This window comes from Cytobacillus massiliigabonensis (assembly GCF_900199725.1).
Classification (GTDB): Bacteria; Bacillota; Bacilli; order Bacillales; family Cytobacillaceae; genus Cytobacillus; species Cytobacillus massiliigabonensis.
Genome location: NZ_LT904903.1, coordinates 163,022 through 179,680, shown reverse-complemented (window position 1 = coordinate 179,680; position 16,659 = coordinate 163,022). Strand labels below are relative to the sequence as shown.

17 protein-coding genes are annotated in these 16,659 nt (G+C 36.9%); 4 read left to right on the top strand and 13 right to left on the bottom strand.

The annotated features are described in order from the left end of the window. The first annotated feature begins 170 nt into the window (after positions 1–170). Entirely contained in the window at positions 171–1,070 is a 900-nt protein-coding gene (locus C1726_RS06940) for a 3-hydroxyacyl-CoA dehydrogenase (protein ID WP_102272523.1), read from the top strand. An 83-nt stretch (positions 1,071–1,153) separates the two neighbouring features. Here the strand turns inward: C1726_RS06940 and C1726_RS06935 are convergent, their stop codons facing one another. The 3 genes from C1726_RS06935 to C1726_RS06925 form a co-directional block, all read right to left on the bottom strand. Continuing rightward, on the bottom strand, positions 1,154–1,840 hold the full coding sequence (locus C1726_RS06935; RefSeq protein WP_235822725.1) for an ABC transporter permease: 687 nt from the start codon (positions 1,838–1,840) through the stop codon (positions 1,154–1,156). Further along, complete coding sequence (locus C1726_RS06930) at positions 1,830–2,753, bottom strand: ABC transporter ATP-binding protein (protein WP_102272522.1); 924 nt, start codon at positions 2,751–2,753, stop codon at positions 1,830–1,832. Before C1726_RS06930 ends, C1726_RS06935 begins: the two co-directional genes overlap by 11 nt. Positions 2,754–3,241: 488 nt before the next feature. After that, on the bottom strand, positions 3,242–4,219 hold the full coding sequence (locus C1726_RS06925) for a DUF5050 domain-containing protein (protein WP_180968131.1): 978 nt from the start codon (positions 4,217–4,219) through the stop codon (positions 3,242–3,244). A gap of 403 nt (positions 4,220–4,622) precedes the next feature. Here C1726_RS06925 and C1726_RS06920 point away from each other — a divergent pair, with 403 nt between their 5' ends. Genes C1726_RS06920 through C1726_RS25880 form a run of 3 tightly spaced genes read left to right on the top strand, consistent with a single transcriptional unit; the run spans position 4,623 to position 6,175 of the window. Then, positions 4,623–5,525 carry a hypothetical protein gene (locus tag C1726_RS06920; RefSeq protein ID WP_102272520.1) on the top strand — a complete coding sequence of 301 codons (903 nt, stop codon included), beginning with the start codon at positions 4,623–4,625 and terminating at the stop codon, positions 5,523–5,525. 32 nt (positions 5,526–5,557) lie between these two features. Continuing rightward, positions 5,558–5,860 carry a helix-turn-helix transcriptional regulator gene (locus tag C1726_RS06915; protein ID WP_102272519.1) on the top strand — a complete coding sequence of 101 codons (303 nt, stop codon included), beginning with the start codon at positions 5,558–5,560 and terminating at the stop codon, positions 5,858–5,860. A 33-nt stretch (positions 5,861–5,893) separates the two neighbouring features. Further along, on the top strand, positions 5,894–6,175 hold the full coding sequence (locus C1726_RS25880) for a helix-turn-helix transcriptional regulator (protein ID WP_142385065.1): 282 nt from the start codon (positions 5,894–5,896) through the stop codon (positions 6,173–6,175). A 426-nt stretch (positions 6,176–6,601) separates the two neighbouring features. On the opposite strand, the gene xylB is transcribed toward C1726_RS25880, so the two are convergent. The 10 genes from xylB to C1726_RS06860 form a co-directional block, all read right to left on the bottom strand. Beyond that, positions 6,602–8,098 (bottom strand): xylulokinase, encoded by a 1,497-nt coding sequence (gene xylB, locus C1726_RS06905; RefSeq protein WP_102272518.1) that lies wholly within the window; start codon positions 8,096–8,098, stop codon positions 6,602–6,604. Positions 8,099–8,121: 23 nt separating this feature from the next. After that, complete coding sequence (locus tag C1726_RS06900; protein ID WP_102272517.1) at positions 8,122–8,952, bottom strand: aldo/keto reductase; 831 nt, start codon at positions 8,950–8,952, stop codon at positions 8,122–8,124. A gap of 306 nt (positions 8,953–9,258) precedes the next feature. Beyond that, positions 9,259–10,173, bottom strand: a complete 915-nt coding sequence (locus tag C1726_RS06890; RefSeq protein WP_102272516.1) for a ketopantoate reductase family protein — start codon at positions 10,171–10,173, stop codon at positions 9,259–9,261. A gap of 4 nt (positions 10,174–10,177) precedes the next feature. After that, complete coding sequence (locus C1726_RS26115) at positions 10,178–10,321, bottom strand: hypothetical protein (RefSeq protein WP_180968130.1); 144 nt, start codon at positions 10,319–10,321, stop codon at positions 10,178–10,180. A gap of 38 nt (positions 10,322–10,359) precedes the next feature. Further along, positions 10,360–11,343 (bottom strand): 2-hydroxyacid dehydrogenase, encoded by a 984-nt coding sequence (locus C1726_RS06885; protein WP_102272515.1) that lies wholly within the window; start codon positions 11,341–11,343, stop codon positions 10,360–10,362. 77 nt (positions 11,344–11,420) lie between these two features. Next, positions 11,421–12,569 carry a galactonate dehydratase gene (gene dgoD, locus C1726_RS06880; protein WP_102272514.1) on the bottom strand — a complete coding sequence of 383 codons (1,149 nt, stop codon included), beginning with the start codon at positions 12,567–12,569 and terminating at the stop codon, positions 11,421–11,423. 15 nt (positions 12,570–12,584) lie between these two features. Next, a complete protein-coding gene (locus C1726_RS06875; protein WP_235822724.1) occupies positions 12,585–14,066 on the bottom strand; it encodes a tripartite tricarboxylate transporter permease in 1,482 nt (493 codons plus the stop codon). A gap of 15 nt (positions 14,067–14,081) precedes the next feature. Next, positions 14,082–14,525 carry a tripartite tricarboxylate transporter TctB family protein gene (locus tag C1726_RS06870; protein WP_102272513.1) on the bottom strand — a complete coding sequence of 148 codons (444 nt, stop codon included), beginning with the start codon at positions 14,523–14,525 and terminating at the stop codon, positions 14,082–14,084. A gap of 89 nt (positions 14,526–14,614) precedes the next feature. After that, the gene (locus tag C1726_RS06865; RefSeq protein ID WP_102272512.1) at positions 14,615–15,613 is read right to left on the bottom strand and encodes a tripartite tricarboxylate transporter substrate binding protein; all 999 of its coding nucleotides are present in this window, start codon (positions 15,611–15,613) and stop codon (positions 14,615–14,617) included. Positions 15,614–15,638: 25 nt separating this feature from the next. Next, positions 15,639–16,658: a 2-dehydro-3-deoxygalactonokinase gene (locus tag C1726_RS06860; protein WP_102272511.1), complete on the bottom strand. Its 1,020-nt coding sequence runs from the start codon at positions 16,656–16,658 to the stop codon at positions 15,639–15,641. Between the last annotated feature and the right edge of the window lies 1 nt (position 16,659).

The window sequence follows — 16,659 nt, the reverse complement described above, 5'->3', positions numbered from 1 at the left end:
CGGGACATAGGGCTGTCCTAAAAATATATTTTTAAAAAACGGGACAAGCTTCCTATTCCCTCGTCCCTAGGCAAATTCTTTCATCTTTTCTTAAGATATGTGCCATAATAAGAAAGCAGATTTTAGGTAATAAGAAGCAGTTATTTAAGAGTAAGTAAAGGAGAATTGCTATGAATTATAAAACTATTACAGTTGCCGGGAGCGGTGTTTTGGGAAGTCAAATTGCGTACCAAACCGCTTTTAAAGGATTCGATGTAGTTGTATATGACATTAATGATGAGGCATTAGCACGTGCAAAAGATAGAATCATGAATTTAAAGCCGCATTACCAAGAAGATTTAGACGCTACGGAGGAAGAGGTTAACACTGCATTCAATCGAATTTCTTTCAGCAGTGATCTGTCTGAAGCAGTCCGTGATGCAGATCTTGTAATTGAAGCCATTCCAGAAGTAGTACAAATTAAAACAGATTTTTACACAGAGCTTGGGAAGGTTGCACCTGAAAAAACAATTTTTGCAACGAATTCTTCCACATTGCTGCCAAGCCAATTTGCAGAGGCAACTGGGCGTCCTGAAAAGTTCCTGGCCTTACATTTTGCCAATGAAATTTGGAAAAACAATACTGCTGAAATCATGAAACATTCAGGAACAGATATGAAAGTTTTTGATGAAGTCATTGAATTCGCTAAAGCCATTGGAATGGTTGCATTGCCATTACAAAAAGAGCAGCCTGGCTATATTTTAAATTCTTTATTGGTTCCTTTATTAGATGCAGCACAAATGCTTTTAATAAAAGAAATTGCTGATCCGGAAACCATTGATAAAACTTGGATGGTAGGAACAGGCGCACCACTTGGTCCGTTTGCAATTTTAGATGTAGTAGGAATCAATACTGCTTACAATATTACACTTGCAAAAGCGAAGGCAACAGGGAAGGAAGAGTTTGAAAAATTAGCTGAATTGTTAAAGGCTGAGTATATCGATAAAGGAAAACTTGGCCGGGCAACAGGAGAAGGCTTCTACACGTATCCGAATCCCAGTTTTATGAGACCGGATTTTTTGAAGAGTTAATTTACTTGAATAAGCAAGTCAAACCTATGATACTAAAGTGTTCCTATTAAAAACTGGGACAAGGTTTCTGACCCTCTGTCCCACTAAATATCCCCCAATTTATCGACTAGTTTAATGGAAAGATACACACTTGCAGCGCCTAATATGCATAGCACGAGATTCACAAGATCTGGATTCAGATTCATCTTCAGAAGATAAGAAAAGTTTTGAAATTGCATAAGAAAGATCGCACAAAGGACTAGCGGGATTGTTGCTCTTTTCCATAATCCAAATAAAAAGAGTGGAATTAGACTGATAAGGGTAATGATAAAAGAATGAAGGAACATTTTAATGAAAAATGTTGATATGTCCGAACTTGTCGGTTGCCCATTAATAGTAGAAAATGCCTGATCAATCAAATAGGTGGTTATACCTGTCAGCAAAAAGGATCCTAACGTCACCAGAAAAACAAAAAGTGAGATAAACAGCACCTTTGCCATAAAAAGTTTTTTCCGGCTCATTGGATAGCCAAATGATAGGGATATCGTTTTATTCTTATATTCATCAATTACTACTTGATTAATGAGCGATGCGCCAAAAAGAACAAACCCCATCTGAATCGGCAAGATCAGTTCGATCATTGCTGCATAGCTCTGACCAAAATCAGCAATAACCATTTTTATAAAAAATGTCGGTAAAAACATCACGATAAGCAAATATACAACTACTTCACCAATAATAGACTTTTGTTTTAATTTCCCCCATTCCAGCTTCATTAGTTTAAACAACATTCCCACCCCCATGTATTTGATTATAGAAAAAGTCTTCCAATGAGCTTGTATGTTTTTGTATTTCTTCAATGACAATATCGTGCAGAACTAACACCTTTGAAAGTTCATTTTGTGATCGGGTCAAATCGTATATCCGAATTCTGTTTCCTTGAATAATTTTCATGTTAGTAATGCGGAGTTTATTTTCAAGCAAATACACCGCTTTTTCCACATTAGGAGTCACAAGCTCTATATAATCTGTCCGCTGCTTCCGAATATCCGCTAACGTAACTTCATTTAAAAGCTTCCCCTTATTAATCACACCAATCCGGTCAACGACCTGTTCCATTTCTCCTAAAATGTGGCTAGAGAGCAGAAAAGAAATGCCGTATTCCTTGTTAAGCATCCTAATTAAATCACGTATATCCTTTATGCCAATCGGATCTAGACCATTTGTCGGTTCATCTAAAATAATCAGCTCCGGCTTCGTTATAATCGCACGGGCTATCCCTAGACGCTGCTTCATTCCAAGTGAAAAGTCCTTCACTATTTTATCCTCTATTCCCTGTAAATGAACCATATCCAACGCCTGTGTAATTGCAGCCTTATCATAAAAACCTAAATATTCACAATGGAGCAGAAGATTCTCCATTGCTGTTAAATGCTCAAAAAAGACCGGATACTCAATAATACTCCCAACCCGTTTCAAACTAGCCTTTGAGGCTTCTGTAAGCTTCTGGCCAAATAATTCTATTTCACCTGCTGTTGGGCTTAATAATCCAGTTAGCAATTTCATGATCGTTGTCTTCCCAGCACCATTTTGCCCAAGAAAACCATATATTTCCCCTTTTTTAATATGAAGATTTACATTAGACACAAGCGCTTTCCCTTTTACAATTTTCGTTAATCCACTTGTTCGAACAACGTATTCCATTCAAGTGACCTCCCTTAATCCTTCTACTCCTATCATAAGCAGGGAAAGTATCTTTTTTCTTTCGCATTCCTTACATGTTTCTTACGTTTATAGTTCCCTTCAGAAATGTTTATAGTTAGCACTATTTTTCTTATAGTCCACCGTTAAATCCCTTGATATTACTTTCATACAGCATCCTCAAATATCATTTGCAAAATCTTTTTGGAAAATTAGCTAAATTTAAATTAAAAAAATCGCCTGCAGGCGGAATTACATTGTCATTAACATATCTCATTTTATTTTAAGTTTTTCTTTGATATTTCAATATCTTCTTTGTCAATCTTACTTTCCCTCAATCTAACTCTGACAGAAAGCAGGAAATAAATTAAACAAGCCGTATATTTCTATAAAAGAAAACAAAATATACGGCAATTTGCGAGTATAGAATGGTTACTTATTTTGATAACTCGGGCTTACAATGAACGTGGCTAAGATAATCGTTTAGGATTCTACTTAATGGATACTTTAAATAATTCCATAGTATAAGATGCCGGAAGCCGTTGGATTTCCATATAAAATGCACCATTTAAATATTCAATATTTGATACAGTGCCTGGAATCATTGCTATTCTTTTCTTATTCTTTCCGTCTACCGTCATTTTATATAAATATTGCTTTTCATCAAATGTGTTATATTCAAAATAGATATATTTCGAATCTATGAACGCTGAAGATACATTAGAAGATGAAATCTTTTTAATGTTTTTTCCATCTAAATCCATACGGAATAAGTTTCTGCCATTCTCGTCAGCATACTTATGAATTACAGCATAAATAAAACCATTTCTAATGATAATCGAATCAATATTATTTATGTTGTCTAATAATACAGATTCTTCATCCGTCCCATTTATCGGGACTTTAGCGAAGTATTCATCGATTGTATAATCCCCTTCTTCTTCATCGCCTAAGAAGATATCATAAACAAAATAAATCCAACCATTGTTTATCGTAAATTCCTGAACAGTACCTTGTGGTTCATAAATAAATGTATTTTTAGTTCCATCTATATTTATTTGGAAGAATCCATCTGCTCCTATGTAATAAATTTTATCTTTATTAATTACATAGGATGAATTATTTACTCTTGAGTATTCCTTAATTACTTTTCCTTTAAATGACATTTGTTGAAGTTTAGAACTATCGTCATTAAACACAAACATACTATTTTTGTAAACTTTGATGTTTGAAAATAACCCTTGTTTTATAAGAGTAGCCTTTTTTAAATCCTTGCTCATTTTATAAATTCCGCTTTTTTTCCCCGGCAAAGTGTAGTTGTTTAGATAATAAATGTTTCCGTCCTTTTCAGCAAAAGAGCTAGATAAAACATTACTACCTTCGAGCTGCGGTGCTGTTTTCCCTAGTGCGTTAAAAGGGAATAGTAAACTAGAGGCTAACAACAATAAACATACTATCCATTTTTTCATCTTACTTCTCCTAATCTCGTATTGTAGTGAATAGACTACTAGGAGTATCATATCATATTGCCAAAAGAGAACCATATCATCTATAGTAACTCTTTTTATGGTGTTGCCTCCTAAGTTTCTATTCTCCCTGTGTTCTTCTTTCATTAAGTCAGGCAAATATTGAGGGGAGAACTTGCTGCTGCATTCTTTTTATTAGAGTGCCCGATTCTTTCCACTTCCCCTGCCCAACAGAATAGTTTCAAGCATTTCGTTAATCTCTTCATTTTATATTTTTATTAGTTATGATACAAAATCAATATAAAATAAATATAATTTTATAATATAATTGACAAAATCGATAAAAATCGGTATAATTTAATTAACAAAGGACGAAAATCAGATACATAAAAAGGGAGATGCTCTTATGACAGGGATTAGTTGGTTTTCACCACAACAAGGAATGTTAACGATATCTATTGCTTCTTACGGGATTACTTTAAGCCAAGCTGCTACTCAATATTTAAAAGGCGGAGAAAAAGTTCGATTTGGTATATCAGAGGATTCTAATCAGTTATTAATTCAAATAGTGGATCAAAATGAAGAGGATTCTTATAGTATTCCTGATGGTATTAAAGAAGGGAAACCGATTCGCATTACATGCAAAGAATTCATTCGTTTTCTTCAATTTAAAACAAATATAAATATAGAAACGACAAGTAAATATTTTGCTTCATATGATACAAGTTCAAAAATAATCACAGTAGATTTAAATAAAGAATTGAGTAAAGTCAGAGAGTCCAAACAGCTTACAAAAGATGAAAACTCAAATAACGAATTTATTCAAAATCTTTTTAGCCCTTTATATAAATCTTCAAATAGAGCGTTTACCCCAGTCTCAATAGAAGACGGAGAAAATAAAATGGTAAATACTGAAGTAAAACCAATCATTCGATATGGCGAAGTTGCTTTTGAAATGGATACAGAAGGAATACAAGATTTCCAATTAATTCTTAATCTAGTATTAATAAATGATATTTCGGAAAAGCTCTTGGGTTATTTTTTAACAGGCGGAAGTTTAGAGAAAATGACTGAATCAGAAAAACAAGCTATTTATGATGAGGATTTTGGGCTATTAATAGGTGTGAATAATAATCAGATACAACTGATGTGTTTTGTAGAGGTGTATAATCGGACAGGTAATGATTCTATTGTTTCATTAAGTCATTTTGAGAAGAAAAAAGGGATTAATAATGACTTTATTATTAGACAAATGATAAATAAACAGTTGCCATTTCTTTTAGAAGATGTAAAGAAACAAAATATATAAAAGACAACTAATTGGGAAAAGGAGAATCTGCAATGTCATCTAGAAATGCAGTATACACATACTCGACAACTAACACTCTGCGTCACTACATTAATATTAAAAAAGCAGAAAAGGTTGCTGAAAAGAATGGATTAAATGTCCTGATAAGAGAGGTAGAGCAGGATTTAGCTGATTATTGCCAAGTAACTAGGGATTCCATATTAATGATTAAGAGGGGCGTAAATCAACCTTCCTTACCCGTTGCATTGAAGATTGCTGAATACTTTCAAGTACCTGTGGAAGAAATATTTAAACTAAAGGAAGATCAAAAAATTAAAACGGGTACCAATGGGTAGAATTGATTAGACAATACATACGGAGGTCTTTTTATGGCTAGAAGAGAATATCCATTCAAATTAAAAAATAACTTAGACAGGTATTTAAGAGTTAAACAGGCTAAACTTACAATTGAACGCAATCAGTCTTTGACATTACAAGATTTATATAAAGAGATGGCTGCTTATATGGGAGTAACGGTGAATACGGTCGCCCTCATTAAAGCTAATAATTACAATCCATCTGTAGTGGTTGCTTTGGCAATGGCAGAATTTCTAGGGGCAACAGTCGATGAATTGTTTTCTATCGAACCAAGGGAAGTCATAGGAAATTAAATTATATACGTATCGTTCTGTATATTATTTTACATTATTTCTATACATAACTTTTAAAGACAAGAAGAAGAACATCGTGCTCCCGCACCGTGTTCTTCTTATATTAAGTCGGGCAGCATTCTCTTTGAATAAAGTTAAAGGCAAGGAAAAGAATGTCGCCAAAGTCGAGTCAACCTAGATGAGTAGAGTCAGGAAACTGCATAACTCATTTACAACAATCTTATCTATCGTATATAACTTATATCTTTTGCCAATTCAATGTAGTTCTTAATTTTAGTTATTCTGTATCATAAGAAAACTGATACACAATTTGATGACCATCTCTCTAAGGTTGCTGCTGGTGATATCTAAGAGTTATTGGTGACTAGAATAGATTACCTTAACTTATCTTTAGGGTTATCCCAGGTGCCGGAATTAGAAATTATGTTATGAGCGAAACTGGATTAATTTCTCGTTGATTTCCTTTGTATGAGAATACACCATTTGATAGACTTCAAATAACGATTGGTATTGTTCAACTTGATCCTTTTGAGGGTGAAAATCCTTAGTATAAATAATAAATTTCTTGGCACATTCATTCAATGAAGGAAACCATCCAACTCCATATGCGGCTAACATTGCAGCACCTAAACTAGGTCCTTGTTCATTTTTCAGCTTTACTATACGGGCATTAAAGATATCAGCCTGCATTTGCAACCAACTGTCATTTTTTGCTCCACCACCAACAGAAATAATTGTATCCACCCGTTTTCCTTTTTGACGAAAAAGGGAAATAGATTCGTTTAGGGAAAAAGTGACTCCCTCCATCACAGCACGAACAAAATGCGATCTATGATGGGCACCGTTCATTCCTATGAAACTTCCACGAATGATAGCATCCGGATAAGGGGTTCTTTCTCCAAACAAATAGGGGGTAAAGATTAATCCATCTGAACCAACTGGAATCTCATCAATCCCTTCTATTAGTTGATTAAAAGTTTCATTTTCTGCAAATGTGTTTTTAAACCAAGTTAGACTTTGACCAGCAGCTAAGGTTACGCCCATAGAATAAAAGGCGTCTTCCTTTCCATGATTAAAAAAGTGAAGCCTGCCTTGATATTCTGTTTCTTTATTCGATTCATAGGAAAGAATAACCCCTGATGTGCCAATACTACATAATGTTGTATCTGGTGACAAAATCCCCGCCCCAATTGCTCCACAGGCGTTATCAGCACCTCCAGCAAACACTTTCGTTTGGGCTGCAAACCCTAATAGATTGGCAACTTCTGGTTTTACTGTGCCGACAAGTTCATGAGACTCCAACAGCGGTGGACACAGTGTTTCGGGAATATTAAATTTATTAAGAATCTCCGCATTCCATTCCTTGTTTACTATATCTAAAAGAAGAGTTCCTGCTGCATCAGAATAGTCAGTATGAATTTTTCCTGTCATCCAATAGCGAATATAATCCTTAGGTAGTAGGAATACGGCTGATTGTTTAAAAATATCAGGTTCATGTTCTTTCACCCATAAGAGTTTAGGAAGGGTGAAGCCTTCTACTACTGAATTTTTTGAGATAGCCAAAATCTCCGTTCCAAATTCCTTAATAATTGATTTACATTGGGAACTTGTTCTTGTGTCATTCCAAAGAATCGCAGGACGTAATAGTTGAAAATCCTTATCTAATAATACTAGCCCATGCATTTGTCCGGAGTAACTAATTCCTTCGATATCGCTAGGATTACCTTTAAACTTCGCCATTATATCCGCAATGGCCTTTATTGTTTGTCTAACCCACTCAGCAGGATCCTGTTCACTATACCCCGCTCTTTTTTGAATAAGTGGATAGGAATACGAAGCTTCCGCTATCAATTCACCGGACTGATTAATTAAAATTGCCTTGACTGCACTCGTTCCTAAATCAATCCCGATTACGTATTTCATCCTTTTCACTCCTTAACGATCCATTAAAAGTTAAAGGTATCGGGATCAGCTCCAGTACGTTCATTTAGATTGAGGGAGTTTATTTTTTCCATTTCTTCCTCAGAAAGCTGAAAATCAAAAATATCAGCATTTTCGATAATCCGATGTTCTTTAATTGATTTGGGAATCGTGATGACTTTATTTTGCAGATCCCAGCGTAATATCACTTGTGAAGGAGCTTTTTTATGGCTAGCAGCAATATTGACAATCGTTGGATCATTAAGAAGAAGACCCTTTTTTAAGGGTGACCAAGCTTCCAGCTGGATTCCATTTTGCTTACAAAATTCTTGTAGCTCTACCTGAGTTAAATGCGGATGGTACTCCACTTGATTGATGGCTGGTTTAATCTCACAATCTATTAGTAGGTCTTCCAAATGGTGGATATTGAAATTACTTACACCAATAGCCCTTACTTTCCCCTCCTTATATACTTTTTCTAACGCTTTCCATGTTTCTTTATACTTCCCTTTTACCGGCCAGTGAATAAGATAAAGATCAAGATACTCTAAACCAAGTTTGGTAAGACTTAATTCGAATGATTTTAAGGTTGATTCATACCCTTGATCAGAATTCCACACCTTTGAGGTAATAAACAGTTCTTCTCTAGGTACACCTGATTCCTTAATTCCCTGCCCTACACCTTTTTCATTATTATAATAAGAAGCCGTATCAATGCTGCGATATCCATTCTTAATTGCAGATTTCACTGAATCCACAACAACCTGTCCATCTTCCACTTTAAAGACACCCAAACCTACCCAAGGCATTTTTACACCATTATTTAATGTAACTGTATCCTGCAAACTTGTTAACATACGTTTCCCCTTCCTTATTCATAGTTTTTAAAGAGATTGTAGTTCAGGCACAACATTTTCAGGTATCTTGCTTGGTAACACCAGCAACTAAGTTCTTAGCGGCTTTCATCGACATATCAAATCGTGCTTTTCCAGTAGCAGATCCTATATAAGGAAGAGCCACACTTTACAGATGCCTGTAAACCTTCTTTTAAATATTTTACGGTTTAACACCTTTTTTCTGAATCCAGTACTGAAACATCAAGGTCTTTTTCAATAATCAGATTTGTTAGCTAGGCTGTGACAATCAAGAATCGTAGTTGTTAATTAGGCTTTAAATCCAAGTTTTTGTGCAATGAATTCATAAGTGGGCACAGGAACATCATATTGTCTGCCCAAACGAACTACTTCAAATATAAGTCCATCTATTTCAGAATTCCTACCCTGTTTTAAATCCCTCTGCATAGAACTAGAAGCTGAGGGTGATAGATTATCTAAGATCTCCAAATTGGTTTCTACAATATCCACAGAAAAGTATATACCCATAGCTTGAGCCAGTGCATCAATCTCCCACATTAAAGAAACAAAAGTATCTCTTACTTTTCCCTTATGCTGAGCAGCTTCAGCATTAATATCATAATACACACCGCATGCAGAAAATGGAGATACATAAGTAAACTTTTGTAGAGTATCTCTCTTGATATTATCAGATATAATTCCTTCGATGCCGCTATCCTTCAAATCTTTGGATACCTGTTCAAGAACTGGACGATATTCCTCTGTTTTTCTTACACCATATACTATCCGGAAAATATCTCCATTCTGCCAAATCACACCTGGCTCTTTAATCTCCGCAGCCACATAAATACAGCCATCTGTCACCAATATGTCTGGCAAAAGCACTTGTAGCTTACTGCCAGTTCCATAGATATTTAGTATTGGAATAACGACCGTATCATGATGGGCTACTCTTTTGATAAAAGGAACGGTATCCTCCAGCGAATAGCCTTTTACACACACGAAAATTACATCTGGCTGTTCATGGTAATGATCCATATCGCATGCCTTCATGGGGTAGACTGTATAATCTCCTTTAGATGTCGTCTCCATTTTCATACCATTTTTTTGAATCTCCTCAAGATGTTTTCCTCTGGCGATTATTGTTACATCCTTACCAGACTCTGTCATAAATGCACCGATAATTCCACCCGTACCACCGGCTCCTATTACTAAGTATTTCATAACGTTAATTCTCCTTTATACTGCAATAACCATTTCGTATGACAGGTTTTACAGCTTCAACAACAACTTGACCAACCTCCACATCAAAGACTCCTAAACCAACCCAAGGCTTTTTTACTCCATTAATCAGAGTATTTGTACCCTGCAATCAAATTAGCCCTCCACTTCCTCCTCATTAATCAGCTACTATTTTACAAGACATTTCAGTTCCTGAACCACGTTTTCAGGCACTCGTCCTGTGACACATGCTACTAAATTCTCCGCCGCTTTCATGGCCATATCAAATCGGGTTTGTTCCGTGGCGGAGCCGATATGCGGGAGCACTACAACATTGTCCATTTTCAAGAGTGGGTTCTCCTTATCCACTGGTTCTACTTCGAATACATCCAACCCTGCCCCATAAATTTTGCCTTCTTTTAGTGCAGCAATAAGCGCTGTTTCATCTACCACCTGTCCCCTTGAACAATTGATAAAAATCGCATTTGATTTCATCCGGTTAAACTGCTCTTCTCCAAAAAAATGATAGGTGGAATTATTCAGCGGCAGCATCAATAACACAAAATCTGCACTTTCTAATAAAGGATTGAGCTCACTATAATGAATGCCATATTTCTCCTCCAAAACGGGTTTTCTCCTTATACTGTTATAGAGAACTTTCATTTCAAATCCAAGTGCAGCTCTTCGGGCAATTTTTTCACCAATTCGTCCCATACCAATAATACCTAATGTGGCATGATGGACATCTTGACCGTAGAAATACGTTTCACGAATGGATTTATCCCATTTTCCACCTTTAACCATATTGTTAAATTCTGTTATTCTTCTAGAAGCAGAAAGGATCAGACCAAAAGCCAAGTCGGCAACCGATTCATCCAGCACATATGGAGTATGAGTACCTAATACGCCTTGTTCCTTCATGGCATGGATATCAAAAGCATCATAACCAACTGCAATATTACTAACAATTTTCAATCGCGGGGCTTTTTCTAAAAACTCCCTCGTAATAATCCCTTTTGGTGTCATGAGACCTTCCACGTCAGCTACTTCCTTTAAAAGAACATCCATGGGGATTGGCTCCTGGTTTTTCCATATCTTGTAATCACAATATTGCGCAATATAATTCTCTACTTCTTTTGGAATAGGCTTTGCAATAAAAACTTTTGGCTTCATTTTAACTCTCCCTCAAATGTATTCAGGGTCGTTCTACTTTAAATAACAGGTTTTTTAATCTCAACATAATCATGATTCTACCATTCTGCAATACTACCATCCTTATGACGCCAAACAGGATTTTTCCAATTATGGCCCACTTCGGCTTGTTTTCTTACAAACTCTTCATCAATCTCAATCCCTAACCCAGGACCTTGGGGAATGCTGACATACCCATCCTTATAATCAAAAACAGAAGCATCCTTTATATAATCAAGCAGATCACTTCCCTGGTTGTAATGAATCCCCAAACTTTGCTCCTGAATGAAGGCATTATATGCGGTTGCATCTACTTGCAGGCAGGATGCAAGAGCAATCGGTCCTAATGGACAATGCGGTGCAAGAGCCACATCATAAGCTTCCGCCATTGAGGCGATTTTTTTGCATTCCGTTATTCCTCCAGCATGAGATAAATCAGGCTGAATAATGTCAACATATCCATCAGCAAGTAACGATTTGAAATCCCAACGCGAAAACATTCTCTCCCCCGTTGCGATTGGAATGGTCGTATGATTTGCGATGTCTCTTAGTGCTTCAAGATTTTCTGAAAGCACAGGCTCTTCAATGAACATTGGACGGAATGGCTCTAATTCCTTTGCAAGGATCTTTGCCATTGGTTTATGTACACGACCATGAAAATCGATTCCAATTCCAATATAATTTCCGGCTGCTTCACGTACAGCAGCAATTCGCTCTATCACCTGATCAATCTTTTCGTAAGAATCCACATATTGCAATTCCTCAGTTGCATTCATTTTTACGGCTGTAAAACCGGCGTCAGCAACCATTTTTGCTGCGTGCCCAACTTCAGAAGGGCGATCTCCGCCAATCCATGAATAGACCTTGATGGAATCCCGGCATGCACCACCTAGCAGTTGGTAGACCGGAGCATTATAATATTTTCCTTTAATATCCCAAAGGGCTTGGTCAATTCCAGAGATTGCACTCATTAAAATCGGACCGCCACGGTAAAAACCGGAACGATATAGCATGCTCCAGTGATCCTCAATTCGTAATGGATCCTTATCGATTAAATATTCCATCAACTCTTCTACACAGGCCTTAACAGTCGAAGCTCTTCCTTCAATGACTGGTTCTCCCCATCCAACAATCCCTTCATCTGTTTCTATTTTCAAAAATAACCACCGCGGAGGGACTTGAAATAGTTCATAGCTTCTAATCTTCATAGTTAATCCGTCTCCTTATGATACATTCGACTTTTTGAGAAACCTTGTAATCATTGGTGTGAACAAAGTAATAATCGCGATTATGATTAGCACGGCTGATATTGGTCTAGTAAAAAAGATACTAATATCCCCTTCAGACATAACAAGAGAACGACGAAGATTGCTTTCCATCATTGGTCCTAAAATTAGTCCTAATATTAATGGAGAAGCTGGAAAGTCATACCGTTGCATAAAATATCCAATGATGCCTGCAATAAACATAACAATCACATCAAAATAGCTATTACCTAATGAATAAGAGCCAACAATACAAAGAACAAAGATCAGTGGTGTTAACACTGCCTTCGGTACAAGTAAAATCTTCGTAAATAAACGAATTCCAGGTAAACCAATGATGATAATTAATAAGTTTGCAAGAAGCATCCCAATAAATAAGGTGTAGACTAAAGAACCATTTGTTTCAAATAACATTGGACCAGGTTGGATTCCTTGAACCATTAAAGCCCCTAAAAGGACGGCTGTAACAGCATCCCCTGGAATTCCTAATGTTAATAAAGGAATCATCGCACCGCCGGTTACAGCATTATTCGCCGACTCCGGTGCTGCAACACCTTTTGGTTCTCCTTTTCCAAACATCTCTTTATTTTTTGAAAAACGTTTTGTTTCGTTATAAGCAACAAATGCAGCAATGTCAGCACCCGCACCTGGAATCATCCCAATAAACGTACCAATTCCAGTTGAACGCAGAATAGTTCCAATTAACGCTTTAAATTCACGCCACTTTAACTTCACCTTTTCTACCGTAATAATTAGTTTTCTGGTTGAAAAAGCATCCTCCATTGATTTAAATGCTTCTGATGCAGCAAATAACCCAATCATAATCGGAATAAAGTTAACCCCGCCAATTAGTTCCATCCGATCAAACGTAAATCTCGGAATCCCAACCATAGGGTCTAAACCAATGGTGGCGATTAACAATCCCATGACTCCAGTAATAAGACCTTTTACAAGAGACTTTCCAGCCAAACTTGAGATGATCGATAAACCAAATAACGCGAGTGCAAAAGTCTCTGGAGCGCTAAACTTTAGCGCAAAGTTTGCTAATTGTGGTGCTACCAATATCAACACGATGACACTTAGAGTCCCGCCAATGGCTGATGAGAGTGTTGATATTGTTAATGCTTTATGCGCTAATCCTCCTTTTGCCATCGCATAACCATCAAGCGCCGTTGCTGCCGAAGCAGGGGTTCCTGGTGTATTGATCAAAATGGCGGTTAAGGAACCACCGTATACTGAACCAAAATACACACCAATAAGCAATAAAATACCAGTAACCGGCTCCATCCCAAAGGTTACTGGCAGTATCACCGCAACCCCCATCGTTGATGTTAGCCCTGGTAATGAACCAATTGTGATTCCGATGATCGTCCCCACAATTAACGTTAACAGAACTTGCCACTGCATAATATTCGTTAATCCGTCTACTAATATATTCAATTCATTCACCTCCACCTATGAAAATAACGAACCCACTGGAATAGCCACTTTTAACAGTTTTTCAAATCCGATATAGATAAATAATGCAGCCCCTAAAGGAACGGATGTAAGGATAATTTTATTTCTAACCTTTGAAAACCATAATAATCCAGCTACAAGCAATACGGTGGATAGATAAAATCCGGTAAATGGGATCAATAAGATATATAGAAGGACAAACCCCATTGATGCAACTGCATAGCCCATAGTGTTTTCCCTTTCCTCTTTAGCACTCTTATCTAAAAACCCTTGAATGACGACGATTCCGCCTAGAATAATCAAAAGTCCGCAATAAATCCTCGGTATAATAATCGGTCCTATTTCTGCAACATTTACTTCTTTAATCTGATAAGACTGTGCGTAAAAGAATCCTGCAATACACATAACAATAAATCCACAAATGACGTTTGGAGTTCTCATCTATCTTCCTCCCCCTAGAAATTTGTCTCTTTGCACAAGTTTCATTTTAAAAATAGAGATTGGGAATTTCCCAATCTCTTATTCTTTGTTTAATTCAAATCAAGTCCAGAGATAATTTCTCCATAAAATTCGTAGTTTTCATCCATAAACGTCCTAAACTCTGAAGAGCTTTTCAGCTGGATACCAAGACCGCTATTAGACATGAATTTCGTGAAGCTTTCCTTTTCAGCAGCCTTTAAGAATGCATCTTCTAAAACTGCAACGACTTCATCAGGAGTATCTTTTGGAACAGTTAAACCTCTCCAAGTACCTATTGGTGCTACATCCAAACCAGCTTCCTTAAATGTCGGAACATCTGGAATGATATCTGAGCGATTGTCTGACATAACTGCAAGTGTTTTCACATTTCCTGCATCGAGCTGTGCTTTTACCTCCGCTGGACTTACTGTGACTGCGTCCACATGACCGCCAACAAGTGCGGTAGCTGCTTGAGCTGCACCTTCAAATGGAACGTGATTTACTTTAATATCAGCATTTGTTTCTAAATTCGCAGCAGCAATATGCCAAATTGAGCCTGTACCAGAGTTGCCAATTTTCACTTCACCTGGATGTTCTTTAACGTAAGCAATGAATTCATCTAAGGTGTCATATGGTGCATCAGCGGGTACAGTTAATGCAGCAGGATCGAAATTGATTAATGCAACTGGCTTAATTTGCTTTGGGGTAAGCGGTGAAAGACCAAGGTGTTCATACATCGTTAATTCAACAAAAGCCATTGTTACTGTATATCCATCTGGCTTAGCATTGGCACCCTCAGTCATTCCAATAGATCCACTACCACCTGGCTTATTCACAACTCCAATGGCTTGTCCTAACAATTTCTCCGCTTCGGCCGCTAAGGCTCTAGCGGTTGCATCTGTTCCACCACCAGCAGTGCTAGGAGCAATTAACGTTATGGACTTTTTGGGGAAATCTGATCCCTTACCAGATTCAGAATCCGTAGTGCTAGTATCACTGCTGCATGCTGCCAATACTGTAAGTATAATTGAAATAATAACCGCTCCAAATACCTTTACCGACTTCTTCATATTTTCCCCACCTTAGTTAATTTGGTTACAACCTTATCGAGCGCATTCCTTTTTTATTTGAAATAATGTCACTAGCACCGAATATGAGGGAATTTTCTACTTGTTGTTCATTTGCCTCAATGATTTCCCACTTGCAATTAGTATATTTTAATAGATAAGCGAATGCCTTCCTTAAGGGGTTAGATCCCCCAACAATGAACCATTTGATTTCTCCCTTATCCTCTATTGATTGAAAAAGGGCTTGAACATCATTGTAAATAATCGATCCAACAAAATAATTAGCCCGTTGATTCTCATTCAAATGCGCAAATAAATGAAGTAATCGGACATGATAAAAGCTCCTTGTTAACCCATATTGTTTTGCAGCGTTAAAACCGGCTTTGAGCATTTCTTCGTCAATACTTTCTACCAACGTTTGGTCAAGCGAACTAGAAAGGATTGTTTCTTTCTGCAATGCCATTAGGGTTTCTCCCCCCAACGTTGATAGACAATGCGTTAATGACTGGTGCTCATCTACTGCGACAAATTTTGTATGAGAACCAGGAAGTACCATTATTCCTTTTCCTTTAACATCAAATTGTCTTATCAGACCAAAAGATTCCACTTCCTCACCGCGCATGACATCAAAATCATTTATGTTTGCTAACAAATCATCGCCATCGACATGCACTTTGTTTTTCATCCCTGGAATAAAAATACATGGTATTTCATAGAACGCTTCTAATTTTATAACTTTAGAATGAACTGCGAAGTCCGACAGGCTTGCAGGACTAGTAATATGAGGAATTTCATATACTCCTAGATTAGAAGTGATCATTCCTGAAGCAGCTATATATTCGATATCATCAGGTACAAGCTTATTATTTGTTAATAGCTTTCCTATACCCGCTCTTATCTGCTCGATCAAATTTTTATTGTTCCCTTTTATGGCGGTATCCCTAACACCGACACGAACCTTTTCTGAATCGATGATCGTATAGCTTTCTCGATCCATTAGTCTAAGTCTTGAATTCGTTGTACCAGAGTCAATTAAGATAACTTTCATT

Coding starts and splice junctions, on each gene's coding strand:
- C1726_RS06940 (WP_102272523.1), top strand. CDS start 171: ATGAATTATAAAACTATTACAGTTGCCGGGAGCGGTGTTTTGGGAAGT.
- C1726_RS06935 (WP_235822725.1), bottom strand. CDS start 1,840: ATGTTGTTTAAACTAATGAAGCTGGAATGGGGGAAATTAAAACAAAAG.
- C1726_RS06930 (WP_102272522.1), bottom strand. CDS start 2,753: ATGGAATACGTTGTTCGAACAAGTGGATTAACGAAAATTGTAAAAGGG.
- C1726_RS06925 (WP_180968131.1), bottom strand. CDS start 4,219: ATGAAAAAATGGATAGTATGTTTATTGTTGTTAGCCTCTAGTTTACTA.
- C1726_RS06920 (WP_102272520.1), top strand. CDS start 4,623: ATGACAGGGATTAGTTGGTTTTCACCACAACAAGGAATGTTAACGATA.
- C1726_RS06915 (WP_102272519.1), top strand. CDS start 5,558: ATGTCATCTAGAAATGCAGTATACACATACTCGACAACTAACACTCTG.
- C1726_RS25880 (WP_142385065.1), top strand. CDS start 5,894: ATGGCTAGAAGAGAATATCCATTCAAATTAAAAAATAACTTAGACAGG.
- xylB (WP_102272518.1), bottom strand. CDS start 8,098: ATGAAATACGTAATCGGGATTGATTTAGGAACGAGTGCAGTCAAGGCA.
- C1726_RS06900 (WP_102272517.1), bottom strand. CDS start 8,952: ATGTTAACAAGTTTGCAGGATACAGTTACATTAAATAATGGTGTAAAA.
- C1726_RS06890 (WP_102272516.1), bottom strand. CDS start 10,173: ATGAAATACTTAGTAATAGGAGCCGGTGGTACGGGTGGAATTATCGGT.
- C1726_RS06885 (WP_102272515.1), bottom strand. CDS start 11,343: ATGAAGCCAAAAGTTTTTATTGCAAAGCCTATTCCAAAAGAAGTAGAG.
- dgoD (WP_102272514.1), bottom strand. CDS start 12,569: ATGAAGATTAGAAGCTATGAACTATTTCAAGTCCCTCCGCGGTGGTTA.
- C1726_RS06870 (WP_102272513.1), bottom strand. CDS start 14,525: ATGAGAACTCCAAACGTCATTTGTGGATTTATTGTTATGTGTATTGCA.
- C1726_RS06865 (WP_102272512.1), bottom strand. CDS start 15,613: ATGAAGAAGTCGGTAAAGGTATTTGGAGCGGTTATTATTTCAATTATA.
- C1726_RS06860 (WP_102272511.1), bottom strand. CDS start 16,658: ATGAAAGTTATCTTAATTGACTCTGGTACAACGAATTCAAGACTTAGA.